9 protein-coding genes are annotated in these 17,908 nt (G+C 53.0%); 4 read left to right on the top strand and 5 right to left on the bottom strand.

Annotated features, from left to right (window positions below; all coding sequences use genetic code 11):
• Nucleotides 1-5 precede the first annotated feature (5 nt).
• Both J2I46_RS18175 and J2I46_RS18170 read left to right on the top strand, forming a co-directional pair.
• Nucleotides 6-1,418 carry a tetratricopeptide repeat protein gene (locus J2I46_RS18175; RefSeq protein WP_207330472.1) on the top strand — a complete coding sequence of 471 codons (1,413 nt, stop codon included), beginning with the start codon at nucleotides 6-8 and terminating at the stop codon, nucleotides 1,416-1,418.
• Nucleotides 1,419-1,751: 333 nt separating this feature from the next.
• Complete coding sequence (locus J2I46_RS18170) at nucleotides 1,752-4,142, top strand: M12 family metallo-peptidase (RefSeq protein ID WP_207330471.1); 2,391 nt, start codon at nucleotides 1,752-1,754, stop codon at nucleotides 4,140-4,142.
• A gap of 47 nt (nucleotides 4,143-4,189) precedes the next feature.
• On the opposite strand, the gene J2I46_RS18165 is transcribed toward J2I46_RS18170, so the two are convergent.
• Together J2I46_RS18165 and J2I46_RS18160 are read right to left on the bottom strand one after the other, a co-directional pair.
• Nucleotides 4,190-6,337, bottom strand: a complete 2,148-nt coding sequence (locus J2I46_RS18165) for a 3-hydroxyacyl-CoA dehydrogenase NAD-binding domain-containing protein (protein ID WP_207330470.1) — start codon at nucleotides 6,335-6,337, stop codon at nucleotides 4,190-4,192.
• An 83-nt stretch (nucleotides 6,338-6,420) separates the two neighbouring features.
• Entirely contained in the window at nucleotides 6,421-7,629 is a 1,209-nt protein-coding gene (locus J2I46_RS18160; protein ID WP_207330469.1) for an acetyl-CoA C-acetyltransferase, read from the bottom strand.
• Between the two features lie 319 nt (nucleotides 7,630-7,948).
• Here J2I46_RS18160 and J2I46_RS18155 point away from each other — a divergent pair, with 319 nt between their 5' ends.
• Nucleotides 7,949-10,096, top strand: coding sequence for a ComEA family DNA-binding protein (locus J2I46_RS18155; RefSeq protein ID WP_310589047.1), 2,148 nt, complete (start codon nucleotides 7,949-7,951; stop codon nucleotides 10,094-10,096).
• 104 nt (nucleotides 10,097-10,200) lie between these two features.
• Here J2I46_RS18155 and J2I46_RS18150 read toward each other — a convergent pair whose 3' ends face one another.
• Entirely contained in the window at nucleotides 10,201-11,526 is a 1,326-nt protein-coding gene (locus J2I46_RS18150; RefSeq protein ID WP_207330468.1) for a Gfo/Idh/MocA family protein, read from the bottom strand.
• A 517-nt stretch (nucleotides 11,527-12,043) separates the two neighbouring features.
• The gene (locus tag J2I46_RS18145) at nucleotides 12,044-13,477 is read right to left on the bottom strand and encodes a DUF1593 domain-containing protein (RefSeq protein ID WP_229379826.1); all 1,434 of its coding nucleotides are present in this window, start codon (nucleotides 13,475-13,477) and stop codon (nucleotides 12,044-12,046) included.
• Between the two features lie 643 nt (nucleotides 13,478-14,120).
• Between J2I46_RS18145 and J2I46_RS18140 the strand changes: the two genes are divergently transcribed.
• Nucleotides 14,121-15,437 (top strand): nucleoside hydrolase-like domain-containing protein, encoded by a 1,317-nt coding sequence (locus tag J2I46_RS18140; protein ID WP_207330467.1) that lies wholly within the window; start codon nucleotides 14,121-14,123, stop codon nucleotides 15,435-15,437.
• Nucleotides 15,438-15,602: 165 nt separating this feature from the next.
• Here the strand turns inward: J2I46_RS18140 and J2I46_RS18135 are convergent, their stop codons facing one another.
• A complete protein-coding gene (locus tag J2I46_RS18135) occupies nucleotides 15,603-17,894 on the bottom strand; it encodes a DUF7133 domain-containing protein (RefSeq protein WP_207330466.1) in 2,292 nt (763 codons plus the stop codon).
• Between the last annotated feature and the right edge of the window lie 14 nt (nucleotides 17,895-17,908).

Here is a 17,908-nt window from a genome sequence, read left to right as displayed (position 1 = left end):
ACGTTATGAAAAAACAGGTTCTTCTTCTCCTGCTCTTTGGCAGTCTGTCTTTGTGGGGTTGGGCCCAACCCGCACCGAACACAGCGGCGGCCATTCAATTTATCAAACTCGGCAATACGCTTCGGGAAGTTGATAAACCCCAGCAGGCAATTGACTTGCTGCTGAGGGCACTGCCGGTTGTTCAGGGAAAAGACCTCTACTGGGAAGCCGTTACCTACGAAAATATGGGTCTGGCCTATGCCGACCAGGAAAAAAGCGTGGAGGCGATCCGGTACTACCAGAAAGCGCAGCTGATCTATAAACTGCTGAAATATACCGCCAGTGAGATGGCAATGAATGAGCTGATTGATGGGGTTACCGGCAAGAAAGAATACGCGGGTATCGACATTGGCTCGTCGGGTATCAAGCTGGCTATTTTCAGCACAAAACTCGAAGATGGCTTCTATACCAAATCGATCCGGTCGAAGCCCGATTCGCCCAACGTGACCCTGATCTCTGGCACCCCGCAATCGTTTGAAGCAGGTCAGGCCATTCTGCGCGCCTATGTTGACTCAATCCGGCGGCACAATATTCCGGGCGAGCGCGTATACGTGGCGTTTAGCAGTGGCATCAACGACGGGCTTGGCAAGCAGCCGGGCCTCCGCCGGAAACTGTATGATCTACTGTCGGCCGAACTGCCCAAGGGAGTGTTCTGCGACACCCTGCTAACAGCAGCGCGCGAGGCCGAACTCTACACGGTTGGGGCTATTCCACGCAAGATGTGGACATCTACTTCGTGCATGGACATTGGCAGCGGTAATACGAAAGGCGGTTATTACGACGATAACCGGACGTTCCACGCGGTGAGCTTCCCGTTTGGCACCAAATCACTGCCAACCCTGATCGATAAGGATCGGTCGATGCCCATTGACCAGTACCGGCAGGAAGCGCAGCGGGTTATAAAAGCCATTGCCGACACCACGCTCAGAGCCGTAGCCAATGCCGAATTGACCGGGTTGCAACAGCGCCGGACAGTAGGCTTCGGCGGGGGTATTGCCTGGGCTATGGTAACGTACCTGCACCCCGAAAAAGCCGGCCTGACTGCCATTCCGCTGACAACATCTGACGTAGAAAGATTCAAGCGCCTGGCGCTGACCAACTATCAGGCGTTGCTCCATCCTGATATGACTGACCTGACCGATGCAGCCATTCGGCAAAAAGCGGAGAAAGATATCGCTAATGTTCAGAGCCAGTTCAACGAGAAACAGATCATTGCCGGTGCCTTGTGGCTCGAAGCCGTTGTACGGGCGTATGACAGCACGGCAACGCCCAAGCGACTGGTATTTATCCGCGACTCGGATATCGGCTGGGTAACGGGTAAGTTTCTCGAAGACGTAAACCGAACCTACGAGCGCCCCATAGCCAGCGAAGCCAAATAGCCAAGCCACTGACTTACCTGTCAGTATGCCGTCTGCACCGATAGTACACTGTTAATCAGACCATTTCAGGAAAATGACACGTACCTGCTACCAGACCGGAAGCGGGATGGAGCCAGTATGCTTATGTTCACCTATAGACAATCTATGTAAATACAAATTTCACTTTCTTGTTAGTTAGTTCTACTAAGTATTGCCCTCTAATGCGTAACATTACATTATGTTGATTCATAAGGTTATTATAGCAGAGAATACATGAGGAAACGGTACATACTTAGCCTGGCTTTATTACTAGTTACTACCCTTCTGCCTGGTCAAACGCTCCCGCCAAACCAGTTGCAGCAACTTATCGGTCAGGCAAGACGCGAAGCAACTGTAAAGGAATTTCCACTTTTTCGCCTGACCGATTCGTCAGCTTATCAGGGGGCGGCTTTTGTACCTACCAAACCGCCAACATCCCTGCTGATTGATGCGGAGCAATTGACCCATATTGCCAATGAACGCCCGGATGCGCTCGCTTTCTCAGTACCAACGGCAACGGGCCCTGTTGATCTTGAGCTGGTGTCAGTAGACTTATTTTCGCCGGGGAGCAAACTACTGCTGGGTACGTCTGCCGGCACAGTGGACGCACCGCTTTACCGGGGGGTATTCTATCAGGGCTTTATTAAAGGCGACGAAAAATCCCTGGTGGCAATCAGCATTACCGATGGTGAACTGTCGGGTATTGTTTCTGACAAAACCGGCAACCGTGTTATCAGTCGCCTGACCCGCACGCCCAACAGCTATATATTCTACAGCGATAATACGCTTTCGGCACCTCAAAAGGCATTTACCTGCGACGCCATTCCGGTCAATACAGGCGGACGAGCGCAGGCGGCGCAGGCACCCCAGTCGATCGGTTGCAAAGTGGTGAACGTCTATCTGGAGGTCGACTTTGACCTGTATACGAAGAACGGCTCAAGTGTACTCCAGACCACCAATTATGTGACTGCATTGTTTAATCAGGTGGCGATGGTCTACAACAGGGAAAACATTGCCATCCGGATTGCGGGCATCAAAATCTGGACAGAAGCGGATCCGTACGTGAGCTTAACATCGACCGGTGATATACTGGGTGCCTTTCGGGTCAATCAAAATACCAGTCCACCGCCGGGTATCAGCCATCAACTTGCTCACTTTCTGTCGGGCCGATCACTGGGGGGGGGCGTTGCCTATCTGGATGTTCTTTGCTCCTCTACCTACAAATACGGTGTAAGTGGCAGCCTGTCGACAACCTATACCGATTTTCCGAACTATTCCTGGGAGGTGATGGTCATTTCGCACGAGATGGGGCACAATTTTGGTTCTCCTCACACGCAAAGCTGCTCATGGCCGGGTGGTGCGCTCGATAACTGTTATACAACAGAAGGTGGGTGCGCCCCTGGCCCGGCACCGGTCAACGGAGGAACCGTTATGAGCTACTGCCACCTCACCAGTACCGGCATCAACCTGTCGAACGGGTTCGGCACACTGCCAGGTAATCTGATCCGGAGCCGGGTAACCAGCAATATCTGTATTCCAACCGCATCTGATGCGCCGGTAAGCCTGGGAACCAAGAGCGCCCTGGCTACCAGCACGGTACTTTACTGGATATCCAATTCAGGCAGCACTCAGTTCACTGTCCAGTATCGCACTACGGGCGCTGCCAGCTGGAGCACGGTTGGCCCCATCACCGGGCCGCAATACAAGCTGACGGGTTTGCAGCCAAACACCAGCTATGACTGGCGCGTAACGGGCGAATGCTCGGGCAGCTACTCGGCGGCAGCAAGCTTCACAACCGGTGCACCTGTTTATTGCACCCCGCTCTATTCAGATAACGGATGTACGTATGCTATTGGTCTTAAGCGAGTTGTCATGAACGGAACAGTACTGAGTACCAATTCAGGCTGTTCGCCTTCGCATTATGTGTACTATTCTACGCCGGTAGCCACGCTGTCTAAGACCGTTTCAAACTCATTTACCGTTGAGTTTCTGGGTTACAACAATGCGCAACAGATCGCAATCTGGATCGACTTTGATCAGAACTACGAGTTCGATGATTCTGAACGGATATTCGGCACAACAGCGGGCCTTAAAGTACCCGTTTCCGGTTCGCTGACCATTCCGGCAACGGTAGAGGCAGGCGTCACTTACCGGATGCGTATTCGGAACCAGTTTAGCTCATCGGTCAACGTAGCCTGCGAGGTCCTGACCTATGGCGAAGCAGAAGATTATCTGGTCTACATCGACTCGGGCTGCCCGCCTGTTCCGGCCATAACGATGTCGGCCACGGCCATTACCTGCCAGCAAAGCGCCACCCTGACTGTACCAAACTGTACGGGTACGGTGGCCTGGTTACCAGGCAATGGCTCAGGTACGTCGATTATCGTTAATCCAACACAAACAACGAGTTATACCGCTACCTGTAACCTGCCCGGCTGCAGTGTGAGTCAGCAGGCAACCGTTGCCGTTGCACCCAACATGGTTTCATTACACAGCGGTAGCTGGGACGACCCCGGCGTTTGGTCGTGCCAGCGGGTGCCTACGGCCGTTACGCCGCTCCTTATTGCTGCCGGGCACACGGTGACCATACCAGCCAATTATACAGGCAACGCAGGATCATTAATTCTTACAGGGCAGCTCAACTATCAGACAAACAGCCGCTTAAAATTTGGCACTTCGGTAGCAAACGTTGTGCTGATCAAGTAAGTACTTTTTGTCATCCTGCCAGGCAGGATGACAAAAAAATCGAACGGTTATGCCGTTACTGTTGCTTCGGCGCGTTTCCGTAGCGCTTCCGTTGGGCGGAAGCGCTCGCCATACTGATCGGCCAGCCGGTCGCAGGTGGCAACGAACGTACCTACGCCAACGAAATCAACGAAAGAGAGCGCACCACCGGTGTATGCCGGAAAGCCCCAGGCCAGAATAGAGCCAAGGTCAGCGTCGAGTTTTGTGCGAACGACGTTCTCTTCGACACATCGAACGGCTTCGATAGCCTGCCGGTATAGCAGGCGCGTTTTCACTTCATCGAGGTTTGGTTGCTGATCAGCCAGAGGGAACAACTCGGTCAGGCCAGCCCAGAGATGCTTGGGGGCTCCCTCTGGATAATCGTAGAAACCGGCTTTGGCCTTTTTGCCAGTCCGGCCCAGTTCATTCAGTCGCTGAACCATCAGGTACGTTGGTTCGTTGGCGTTCATAACCCCGGCCTTTATAGATTCGGTCATCACTTTCAGGCTCAGGTCCAGCGCCACTTCGTCGTGCACGGCCAGCGGCCCAACGGGCATACCGGCATCTTTACCCGCGTTTTCGATCAAAATCGGGTTTACGCCATCGCGCAGGAGTTCCATGCCTTCAGATGTGTAGGTACCGAAGCAGCGCGACGTATAAAAGCCCCGGCTGTCATTAACCACGATGGGCGTTTTCCGAATCTTCCGGGTGTAATCCATCGCCACGGCCAGTGCGTGGTCGGAAGTCTGTTTGCCCATGATGAGCTCTACCAGCATCATCTTATCCACGGGTGAGAAGAAATGAATACCAATGAAATTTGCCGGACTCGCTGAGGCTTCGGCCAGGCCCGTGATGGGTAACGTTGATGTATTCGAGCCGAAAACCCCACCCGAAGCCAGCATCGGTTCGGCCTCTTTTGTAACGACCGCTTTCAACTCCTGCTTCTCGAATACGGCTTCGATGATCAGGTCGCAACCCTGCAAGTCAGCTATGTCGGCTGTTGCCTTTATCCGGTTCAGCGTCGTATCGACCGTCGTTGGATCAACCTTGCCGCGGTCAACGCCTTTTTTGAGCAGGCTCCGCGTGTAGTCTTTTCCTTTCTCAGCCCCTTCAGCCGATACGTCTTTCAGCACGACCTCAATCCCCGCCAGGGCCGATACGTAGGCGATACCTGCCCCCATCATACCCGCGCCCAGAATACCAACTTTCTTCACGTCCGTTTTGGGCTGGTCTTTCGGGCGGCTGGCTCCTTTGTTGGCTTCGTTCATACCCAGGAACATGGTCCCGATCAGGTTCTTGGCCACTTTTGAGGTTGCTACTTTTACGAAGTACCGGCCTTCGATCATCAATGCCCGGTCTATATTGACCTGCAGCCCTTCGTAAACGCACGACATAATGGCCAGTGGGGCAGGGTAATTACCTTTGGTTTTCTCCATCAGCATGGCCGTTCCCGCCGCAAAGGTTTGCGCGCCAATGGAGCTCTGTACATTCCCGCCCGGCACCTTGAAGGCGTCACGCGCCACGATTTTACCAGTCTTTTTATCGATCTGGTCCCACGGTTTAATCGGCTGCGGATTGGCCAGAATCCAGGCACGTGCCTTATCTATCAGCGTAGTTGGTGTTTCGGCTACGTCGTCGATCAGGCCGTTCTTCAGCGCATCAGGTACGTTCATCTTCCGGCCTTCAACCAGCAATGGCAGGGCGGCCTGCATACCGATCATGCGGGGCAGGCGCTGCGTACCGCCTCCACCCGGCAACAGACCGATCGTCACCTCAACCAGGCCAATCAGTGTTTTCGGATTACTGAGCGCAACGCGGTGATGGCAGGCAAGACAGACTTCATAGCCGCCGCCCAACGCCGTACCGTTGATAGCCGCCACAATTGGTTTGCCATTGGTTTCCATCCGCCTGAATATCCGGTTCAGGTCGGCCGATATCTTCAGCATCTCAGCGGGCGGCTGATCGTTATTGCGAAGAATCATTTTCAGATCGGCACCAGCTATAAATTCCGGCTTATCGGAGGTGATGATAATGCCCTTTATTCCTTCGTCGGCATAGGCTTTACGGAGCGCTTCCTCGAATTGAGGGATAGACTCGTCGTTGAGCACATTCATCGGGCTACTGGTCATATTCCAGCGGATGATGGCAATGTTCTGCTCTACGGTGTAGTTAATCATGATTAGATAGGGGATATCAGACGCTGGTTAGTCAGGCTGCCTCCAGGAGCCATCATCCGGCGTCCACAGTCTGATGTCCTGAATTAGTTGATTCGTTCGAAAATGGTAGCGATGCCCATGCCGCCGCCGATACAGAGCGTTGACAGGCCGAATTGCTTACCGGTACGCTCCAGTTCATCGAGCAGCGTAGCCGAAATAATGGCTCCGGTAGCGCCCAGCGGATGGCCCAGCGCAATAGCGCCACCGCTGATATTAATCTGACTGTGATCGACGCCAAATTCGTCCATAAACAACATCGGCACAGCGGCGAAAGCTTCGTTGACTTCGAACAGGTCGATATCCCTGATACTCATTCCGGCCTTCTTCAGCACCTTATGCGTGGCCGGAACCGGGCCAGTCAGCATAATTGTGGGTTCAGAGCCTACAATAGCGAAAGCCACAATCCGGGCGCGGGGTTTCAGGCCAGCCGCCTGTCCGAATGCGTCACTACCCACCAGCACGCCCGCGGCTCCGTCGACAATCTGCGACGAATTACCGGCGTGGTGCACGTGGTTAATCTGGTTCAGGTCAGCGTATTTCAGCAAGGCTAATGCATCAAGGCCCATTTGCCCCATCATCTCGAAAGCGGGTTTCAGTTTACCCAGACTCTCAACGGTTGTTCCGGGCCGTACCCCTTCATCACGGTCGAGCACCGTTATTCCGATCTCATCTTTATACGGTACCAGCGTTTTCCGGAACCGGTTCTCCCGTTGCGCCACCTCAGCTCGGCGGTATGATTCGGCCGCATATACATCGACATCAGCCCGTGAATAGCCCTGGCGCGTAGCAATCAGGTCGGCCGAGATACCCTGCGGTACGATGTTATGCTGCGCCACGATCTGCGGATTCATGAAAATAGCGCCTCCATCTGACCCCATCGGTACACGCGACATCGACTCAACGCCACCCGCAATGACCGCATCAACCTGCCCCGACATCACGTAAGCCGCCGCCTGATTGATCGCCTCCAGCCCCGACGAGCAGAATCGGTTCAATTGAACACCCGCAACCGACTCGGCATAACCGGCTTCCAGTACGGCCGTACGGGCAATATCAGCCCCTTGCTCGCCCATCGGCGTAACGCAGCCCATGATCACATCATCGATGAGCCGGGTATCGAGGTTGTTTCGATCACGAATGTTCCGCAACACACTCGTCAGCAGAGAGATGGGTTGAATGTCGTGAAGCGATCCGTCGCTTTTGCCGCGGCCACGTGGGGTTCTGACGGCGTCGTAGATGAAAGCGTTAGCCATAAAAAGTTACAGGTTTCATGTTCCAGGCTCCAAGTTGTTCTGCTAAAGTCAGAGCGACGTTCCAGGTACCCTGAAACGGTGCCCTGCCACTTGAAACCAAAATTAGTATGCATGCATACGGTTATGCAAATGTAGTTCAACCAATTATAAGTTGTTCGATGCCCTGAAAAAAGGCGAAATAACCAGGCCACTTTGCCTTTTTCCTTATTCGGGCTGTCTCCATTAGCTTACAAATAGGGAGATATAGAATTGTATTCATCCGTTTGTCTCTTGTCAGTCAAGGAATTAGCTTTCGCCCATCCACCGAACGCTACGTAGTTTGACTTTTCGTATCTATCTGTCTGTTCTGCTGTACTGGCTGGCAACGTCGGCAACCTTCTCGCAAGTCGTTCAGCCGCCACCCGTACGCAAGCGCCCTGCTGCCGCTTCACTGGCTGTTCGATCCGATGAGGCGCTGAATCGGCTGTTTCAGGATCTGTTTCCGGTTCAAAGCGAGGGTACCGATTATCAGGCCGTGTTTGACAATCTGGCGCAATTGTACAGCCACCCACTTGATCTGAACCGGGCCAGTCGCGACGAATTATCGGCCACGTTACTTCTCACCGACCGGCAAATCACCAGCCTTCTGACTTATCGTGAAACAAACGGCGACTTGCTTGCCGTGGCCGAATTACAGGCCATTCCCGATTTTGACGTACCCAGCATTCAACGGCTGCGGCCTTTCGTGACCATCCGATCAGGTACGTTCACCGCCGATTTGCCCAGCCCATCTGACAAATACCTGATCGCGCGGTATGGGCGAACGATAGAAACGCAGAAGGGCTTTACGGAGGCGATTCCAGGCAGGTCAGGTACCACACCGGCCGACCAGTTACCGCTTCGGTATCAGGGTAGCCCAGGCCAGTGGTATGTACGGTACCGTAACAGTAGGCCGGGGGTGTACAGCATAGGCATTACGCTGGAACAGGACCCCGGCGAAGCGTTTCGCTGGAACCCGGCCACGCGCCAGTATGGCATCGATTTCATCTCGTTTCATGCCCAGATTCAGAACCGGGGCCGGTGGCGTAATGTGGTTATCGGTGATTTCCAGCAACAAATCGGGCAGGGACTGATCTTCTCGGCTGGCTTTTCGCTGGGTAAAAATGCCGAAACGATCCTGACCGTCCGGCGACCTACACTGGGAGGGCGACCCTATACATCCTTGACTGAATATGGCTACTTGCGGGGGATATCGGCAACTTATAGTCTGGCCTCAAAGCTGGATTTAACGCTACTGGCCGCCAGAAATCGCCGCGACGCCAACATAGCCGCCGGAAAAACGCCGCTCGACGAAAGCGTGGTGACTTCGTTTCTTACATCGGGTTTGCACCAGACCAGCAGCGATTTACTGGATCTGCGTTCAGTTGTTGAAACGAATCTTGGCGGTCATCTGCACTACCACACGCAGCAATTCCAACTGGGCCTGACAATCCTACAAACCGACTTCGACACGAAACTGCAGAAGCGCGACCTGACTTACAACAACTACGAATTTGCGGGCAGGCAGAACCTGGTGATAGGCTTTCACGCCGGGTATGCCTGGCGAAATATGAACCTGTTTGGCGAAGTGGCCCGGAGCAGTGGATCGCTTACACACAGCGGTGGCATTGGAGGTGTGGCGGGCGTACTGACCAGCATAAGCCGTAAACTGGATGTGGCTATTCTGGCGCGGCATTACAACCCAAACTTTCACAGTTTCTATGCCAACGCTTTCGGCGAAGGGAGCCGAACAATCAACGAAACGGGCGTATACGGCGGCGTCAAATACAGCGTTTACCGAAAACTAATCCTCAGCGGCTTCGTTGACTGGTTTCGGTTTCCGTGGTGGAAATACCTGGTCGACGCGCCATCGGGCGGGTTCGATTATTTACTGACGTCAACCTACTTACCCGACCGGCAAACGCGATTTTCGCTCATTTTCCATGACGAACACAAAGAGAAGAACCAGCCAGGGAGCAAGACCACACCCAAAGAAGTGGTTGGCACGACCCACCGCAGCCTTGCCTTAACAGCCGACTATACCGTTGCTCCCGGCCTTACCATGCGCTCCCGACTGCAGGCAGGTACGTTCGGATACACCTCATCTACAACCAGTTCGGCTGGATTCGCCCTCATGCAAGACGCTACCTATGAACGAGGGCGACTAAGCCTTAGCGGCCGGGTAGCGCTGTTTGGCACCGACGATTACGACAGCCGTCAGTATGCCTATGAACGCGATGTGCTGTATGCCTTCTCGTTTCCCGCCTATTTCGACCGGGGTGTTCGGCATTACCTGCTAGTCCGCTATCAGGCCGATAAACACCTCGATATCTGGTTCCGCTACGCCCGCACCGACCTCACCAACCAGCCCGACATCGGCTCTGACCTGGACCTAATAGCCGCGCCACACAAAACGGAACTAAAACTCCAGGTACGTTGGCGGTTTTGAAAAGTGGCGAGTCAGAGCAGAAGTAGTATATGCTTCGCAATTAGCAAGTTATTTTTGCTATAGGCCCTTCGACCAGGCCGGTGCGCCTCATTAGTCACGCATGTTCATATCTTGATACCCCATTCGTTCGTCATGGAGCGGCCAAGGAGGGCGTTGGCTTCGGGGTCGTTTTTAAACTGCTCTTTTTTCGGGTTCCATTGCAGTGGCCGTTTCAATTGGTAAGCGATGTTACCAATGTTACAGACCGAGGCTGTGCGGTGACCCACTTCTACGTCGCAAATGGGTTTGTTGCGGGTCCGCATGGCGTCCAGAAAATCCTTGTAGTGATTATCACTCTTGTACACATGCTTTTCCGTTTCGCCGATCACCTTTGTGGCGAGCGACGCCGGCGTGGTTTCCAGTTTCCTGCGCTGCACCCGTATTTCGCCCTCCGTACCGATGAACTGAATGGCGTTGTTCCAGTCCCATTTTTCGTGGGTCATGGTGATGCCGTTATCATACCGATAGGTTAGAAACGGATGCTCCTTCCCGTCGGGTGCAATCACGTCGACGGGGCCGCTTGCGTCCATGTCCAGCGCCCACTGCACGATGTCGAACATGTGCGCGCCCCAGTCGGTCACCATACCGCCGCCAAACTCCCGGTAGTTGCGCCAGTTTGGGAATACATCTTTCGAGAGCGGTGGAGCCAATTCGGAATTGAACACAACGGGCACATTGGGACCAAGCCATTTATCCCAGTCCAGCCCTTCGGGAACAATCTCGGCGGGCAGATTGTACGCTACCGGTGGCGGCCCCACGTTCACCTTGATCTGCTTGATCTGACCGATATAGCCATTCCGGACCAGTTCGGCCGTTTGCCGGAACTCAGGCCACGACCGCTGCATACTACCCGTCTGGAATACACGGTTGTGCTTACGAGTGGCATCAACCATCGCCCGACCTTCTTTTACGGTCAGCGACAGCAGCTTTTCGCAGTAAATATCTTTCCCCGCCTGCGCCGCCCGAACTGCCATGGCCGCGTGCCAATGGTCGGGGGCGGCAATCACCACGGCGTCAACGTCTTTGCGGGCCAGCAACTGCCGGAAATCATTATATACCGGAATGTCGCTGTACGTGCCAAGCTGCGTGTTTTTCTCGTAATGCGTTTTTACGCGATCCAGAAAAGCTTCCGCTTTGGCTTTATAGACCTCACTGATGGCCACGATGCGCGCTTCATTGGTGCTCAGGAAAGACGTACCCAGCCCTTTCGCCTGCTTTCCCGTACCGATGAAACCCAGTGAAATCACATCGCTGGGTGCCAGGTATTTCGTACCGTCGGGACGTTTGCCGCCCAGTACAAAACGCGGAACGATCATAAAGCCAGCTACGGCTTTCGCGCTGTTTTCTAGAAATAATCGGCGGGAGGTTGCCGTTTCATTATCATTTTTCATGTGTACCAAGGATGACGTTTAGAAGCTAATGAATCGCCTGCTGGTCAGGCTACTCTGCAATAGAAAAAGGCGCATCATCGGGTTTAATACCCTTTTCATGGTGGCTGCAGCACGCATCCAATTGAACAGACTGATTCAGCACTACCCAGCTCTGTTTCATTATTGTTCAGACCTGGCAGCCGTTATTCAGGCTGTGTTATTCGTTCTAAGTCAGGAGAGAAATTGACAGGGTATCCCGGCCTGCGCTAGGCAGTGGGTTTGAGGCCCGATTAGCAATTCGTTCTAGTAATTGAATTGCCCTCCTACCTCCCGGGGATTGAAAAGGGGCACGGGCGGGCTCCGACGGCGTTCAGCCAATCGGCCCAGGTATCGTGAACCGCACGGTGACGGTCCGGCCTGTAGAACCCATCCGTAGTAAACCGGTTTCCGGTAAACTCATCAACAGGATGGGCTCACCATGCTCAATCGATAGCACTGGCCCAACTGGTTTACCAGCGTAAATACGTTACACCCGAGCTCAGGGAATCACGTTGACGATAACCCGCAGGTAACGGGTCAGTGCGGGTTTTCCGGTATCGGTTACAGCCAGAATGAGGTGCATGGTGCCGGTTCGCGCACTGTTGGGTACTGTAAACCAGGCCTTGGCCCTGTTCGCGTTTTCTATCTTCACCGGGTTTCCCGTTCTGGCCGTCGAAACGATGAACTGGCCTGGTTCTCCGTAATAAAACCACTGATAGGTGAGCTCATTACCGTCAGGATCTGCCGAGCCTTCAGCGTTAAGTTCCACCCGGTCGCCAATGTTAGCGGTAAGCTGCTGACTATGGGCCAGCTTCGGAATCGGCGGATGGTTGGCTTCGTTGACAGGCTTAATGGTCCAGTCCATTCGAGCCGCAAAATCATTCTGATACGCTTCCCGCCAACGCCAGATAGTTTCCTTGTTTCCGGTATGCCAGCTACTGTCGCGCCCAAACACTTCATCCTGCGCATTAGTCCACAAGGGGCGCGTTTCGGCCTGTAAAAACCATTTCTCTGTTCGGGGGGTATATAGCTCATAACGGCCGCCCCAGCTACCCCAATCTGGATGCTCCGGACTACCCAACCCGTTGTTGATGAGATACATAAAGCTGGGCGAGTCGCCCTCCATCAGGAATTTAGCCTGCGGATACTGACCACCCAATACACTTTTACTTCGAACGTGTGTATCGAGCCAGGAATTATCAACCAGTGAGAAATCACCTCCCGCAAATCGGCCGTGAAATTTGTCACCACTGATGCCGGTCCAGGTAGCGTGGTGGTAGCCGCCATACTGGTGAAAACCAGGGCTGACAATGTAGAAGAGATCCGGAAAGGTAGCCCTTATCCAGGGACCGCTGTCGTCCTGATCTGAGATAGCATATACCCGCAACCTGGACACAAACGTTTTCACCGCTGCCGGCGAGCGCGTTTCCCGGATTTTCCAAAGGGCCTGTGCCAGGCAATTAGGTCCACCCCAAACGGTTAGCCAAACGGGTCGGGTATCCGTTCGGTCAACGGCTTGTATAATCAGGTCGGCTCCCGGCGAATCCATGCCTTTCCCCACGGCCTTCATTCCATAAGCTTTGCGACCTTCTTTAATAATTGACAGCAAATATGCTTTTGTAGGGTAGCCCGGCTCGTGCTTAACTAAATTATCACGTACCTCACCGTAGGCCTCCACAATTTCCCGGATTCGCCAGGCGGCCACCTGCTCTTTCTGGTGAACAGAGGTCGTTGCTACCAATCCTTCCACCTCCCATTGGTTGCTGTAGGTCAGGAAGCGCACCAGCGACATAGCATCATCCGGCTCGTTTTCAATGTCGGTCAACACGATAACTCTTGGCTTCAAGCTGTTGGACTGGGCTACGGAAGGCGTTGACCACCACACAACCATAAATGCGGCCAGGGTGACCAGAGAAACGAGTTGGTTGTTCATACGCCGGACGTTTAGCGGTTAATCAAGTTAACTGTATAGTTCATACGATTCGCTCGGGTTGCCCCTTTGTTCACGCTAAAACTCCGGGTCAGATCAATCACTGTAACCGTGACGTCTTCCCGGGGCAGCACCAATTAATTATTCGTTGACGGCCAAACAGGAGCATGATGCCATCCTTCCTTTACCCATTTATAAGCTGCCAATTGAATAGATAGAGAAATGGCATTCTGAGAACCCATGCGGAGGTTAGACACTATATTGAACCAATCAATAAAAAAGTAATAGAAAGTAAAAGAAACAGTAAGCAACTACGCTTACGTTTAAAATAGTAGCTTCCAGGCCCTAATTAACGGTAAACTTCCTGGAGATAACCGCGACTATAATGCTAATTACGCGAAATAACCCTGTTTTTATGCCAGCAAACTTCTTTTCGGCCCTTTTAACGGATAAAAGTTGAAAACTTTTTAGTGGTAATTGTTTGTCAAGGTATCGCTTCTAAATTTTACTATTACTTTCTTTTTTTGCAGATACTCAGTTGACAGTTCTTCAACAATATGACTTCCCGTTTTCGGCTCAAATGTGAGTTTCTCTAAACAGAAAAGCAGTATGGTTTAGTGGTTTGCGTGTACTCTCCGAATTAATTATGAAACACCTTCGAAAGGTTACTTGTATCAGACTTACGGTCCTGCTAGCCCTTGCTTTTCTGGTTCAGTGCGGTATTGCCGCCTGGGCAAAACCTAAGCCCCGCCTCCTGATCAGCACAGATATCGGAGGGACCGATCCCGACGATTTTCAATCGATGATTCATTTATTAATGTACGCCGATCGGTTCCAAATCGAAGGGCTGGTGGCATCGCCATACGGAAAGGGTCGTAAGAAAGATATTCTGGATATGATTGATCTGTACGAGAAAGATCTGATCCAGCTAAAAAAGCATTCGCCAGCATTTATTGACCCCAACTCGTTACGAAAAGTTTGTAAACAGGGAGCTATTCCCGAGGCACCCTACACCGGGTTCAGGACGGCAACTGAAGGCTCGGACTGGATTATCACCTGTGCAAAAAAAAAGAGCAGTCAACCGCTTTGGGTACTGGTTTGGGGTGGGCTTGAAGATGTAGCGCAGGCATTGCATGATGCTCCTGAAATTAAAGAAAAAATAAAAGTTTACTGGATAGGTGGCCCCAATAAGAAGTGGAGTGTCAACGCCTATGCGTATATCGCTCAGAATCACCCCGATCTATGGATGATTGAGGCCAATGCCACCTACCGGGGATTAATTATTGATACCGAATCACCAGCCAAACTGAAAGCCGATTCATTCTACAGTAATTACATCCAGGGACGTGGCGCGATGGGGAAAAGTTTTATAAACTATTATAAGGGTGACATTAAAATGGGTGATACCCCCTCAGTTGCCTATCTACTGAATGGTAACCCTGCCAATCCAACCGGCGAAAGCTGGGGAGGAAGTTTCACCCCGATAAAACGAAGTTCACACACGATTTTCAATCGCAATTCCACGGAAACCGATACAGTGGCCACGTATGCCGTGTTAGAATGGGTATTCAAAGGACCAACGCTCGCCATTCCAGGCGATTCTGTATGTTTCACGCTGAATACAGGTGGACAGATATGGCCTGGTTATTACTTGGGCGGCGGAAAATACAGTGTGCGGTATTCGCCCAAACAGGCCGAAACTGGCGTGTATACCACAGTCAGTACGATTCAGGCACTTAATGGACAAACGGGAAAATACGTAAGTGTGGCCCCCTGGCCAGGTAAACCGGGCCCCGACGATTACCTGCCTGGTTCCCATTGGTATGGCGACCGCCAGGAACCTGCTTTTTTTCTTGGTGTACAACAGGGGGCAAAAACGGTATCGACGTATCGGGATGCGTTTTTACTCGACTGGGCCAAGCGCTGGAAATGGCTTTATCACGATGGGCCGATGAACGATTGACTACTAACCGGTTGCGCCAAACATAGAAGAACAAACAGCAAAACGATTCTAATCCGGTTTGGCTGGTGAAGGTGATAGGGGTGGTAGGCGGCGTGTTGCTTTCGCCTGGTCAAAGGGCACGACTCGCGAAGCCATGCGAAAGCAACACAAACACGTTGGCAGGCGCTATTTCGGTGTAGACGCTGGCAGCAACTGCTTTTCCAGTTCATCAATCGTCCAGGGATCACGCGATGAGGCATAGGCTTCCCGCACTTTTTTGATCTCATCGGGCTGTACCACGGCAGATTGTCGGCCTTTAATAGCGCGTGACGACGTACCTACGAATTCATAACGGATGTAGCTGACCACCGAAGCAATCCATTCGTCGGTATTATCTTTCATCGACGCCATTTCGCTTGGGTACGATTTGCCTTCAATAGGGCCTTTTAAGCCGTGCAGCAGAATTCGAATAGCAAAGTCCTTATCATGATTCAGGTGCTTAGCTCCCCGTAAAGCCGGGGCCGCATTGGTAGGCAATCCATTGCCATCGCCTCCGTGACAGGGCGAACACATGCCTTTATAAATCTCTCCGCCACTAACGATCAGCTTCCGTTCGGCTGGCGTGAAACCACCCAGCTTCATGCCGTATACCTTCGCATCCTCATTTTTAGCGATACTCGTTTTCACACGGGCCAGCATCTGATTGTCCGGGTTCCGGACCAACAGATCCTGCGTAATCTGCTGGGCGCGTTCATTTTTGTTGGCCCCCAACGACAGCAGGAGTTGCGTTTTTACGTCGTAATTTTCGTCATTCACCAGGTTGCCTACCCGGGCCATCATGTCGGTATCGTTCTGTGTCAGGTACCGTTCGCTGATCCAGATCGAAGCTCGTCTTACCTGCGCATCGCTGTCTTTCAGAGCAGCCGTCAGCAGGTCTTTATCCACCGCATCAAGCCCTTCGAGCGTCCATAACGCGTGCAGCCGACCCAGCGCCGAGGCGCCTTTCTGACCGGTTGCCATTTGCTTCAGGGCTGGCACAACCGATTTGTCGCCCAGAATAACGAGTTGCTTCTGCGCATTATCGCGCCACCAGCCGTTCGGATGATCCAGGTAGCCGACCAACGTACCTGCGGGTACGTCGAGCATGTTGGGCTTGGGACCGGGTTTGTAGCTATCGTGTACCAGTCGCCAGATCCGGCCGCGCTGGTTAATTTTATCGAGACCATACTGGTCGATTTTCCCCCGTAGGAACGTTCCTTTCTTCGTCCAGTTCGACTCCTGAATGACACCCCGGTTCATGTCGATGACATACAGCAAGCCATCAGGGCCGGTATAGGTATTGACGGGCCGGAAGAAGAAATCAGTGCTGGCAATGAATTCCTTGTGCTCGTACACCTTTTCCAGGTACGTCTTCCCCTCCCGATTGATTACCTTGGCCCGGCGGATAATCCGCGCGACGGGTTCGTTGATCAGGTAATCGCCAACCAGATCGGCAGGCAGGCGATCGCCCCGGAAGATAGACTGGCCATTGCCCGACGTGAAGTGGTTCAGCGTGCTGTCGGGACGGAGCCGGGGTGCACCACCCTGCACTTCGGGATTGGAAATCCGCGACCAGACAGGGCTAAATTTCTCTTCGCTATAGGCATCGGCAAATTCCAGAGCCCCGTATTTCGGGTTGATCTGAAAGCCAGAACCCGCATTTTCGCCACCACCCCGGCTGAAGTATAACCGACCGTAGTTGTCGTGCGTCAGGCCCCACTGCCCGTTCGATCCGCTATGCAGCGAATCGGGTTTGAGCACGCCACCAACGTACCTGAACCGGATGGGGTCAACCGTCTGGTAGATGTAGTTATCGAGGTTCCAGTCCAGGCCACTACGCTGGTGTTCGAGGTTGCCCGGCGCTACTTTCCCCAGTACATAAACCGGCTTCCTTTCGTCGGCCACGCCATCGCCATTGGTGTCTTTATAGCTGAAAATGTCGTACGTATCGGTCTCGTTGACAAGTAGTTCGTGGTTAACGCACAAGATCATACGCGGCAGCATCAGGTCTTTGATGAACACCGTGCTCTTGTCCATTTTGCCGTCGTTGTTGGTATCTTCCAGCAGCATCACCCGGCTCTTTTTGTCTTTGGTGCCGGTGCCGTCGGCGTCCTGCGTGTAGGTTTCCATCTGGGCCACATACATGCGGGCGTTACCATCCCAGGCAATGGCTACCGGCTCGGTAATCATCGGTTCGCTGGCCACCAGCTCCATATGATAGCCGGGCGGCAGCACAAACGCCTGCTGACTTTGCTCGGGGGTCAAGGGCGTGATGGAAAACGGAGCCAGGGGCAGTGCGGTATCCTTATCGACAACAGCTACAGCCGCCACCGTCGTCGGGCTGGTGTTGACAGGTGTGTTTGTTGCCATCTGCACCTTACAGGCATAGATAAATGCCGACAGGGCTAATGAGAAGCCAATCAATCGTAAACGGTTCATGGTAACAGGATTTA

The organism is Fibrella forsythiae, assembly GCF_017353175.1.
GTDB classification, from domain to species: domain Bacteria; phylum Bacteroidota; class Bacteroidia; order Cytophagales; family Spirosomataceae; genus Fibrella; species Fibrella forsythiae.
This window is presented reverse-complemented; position numbering and strand designations above follow the sequence as displayed.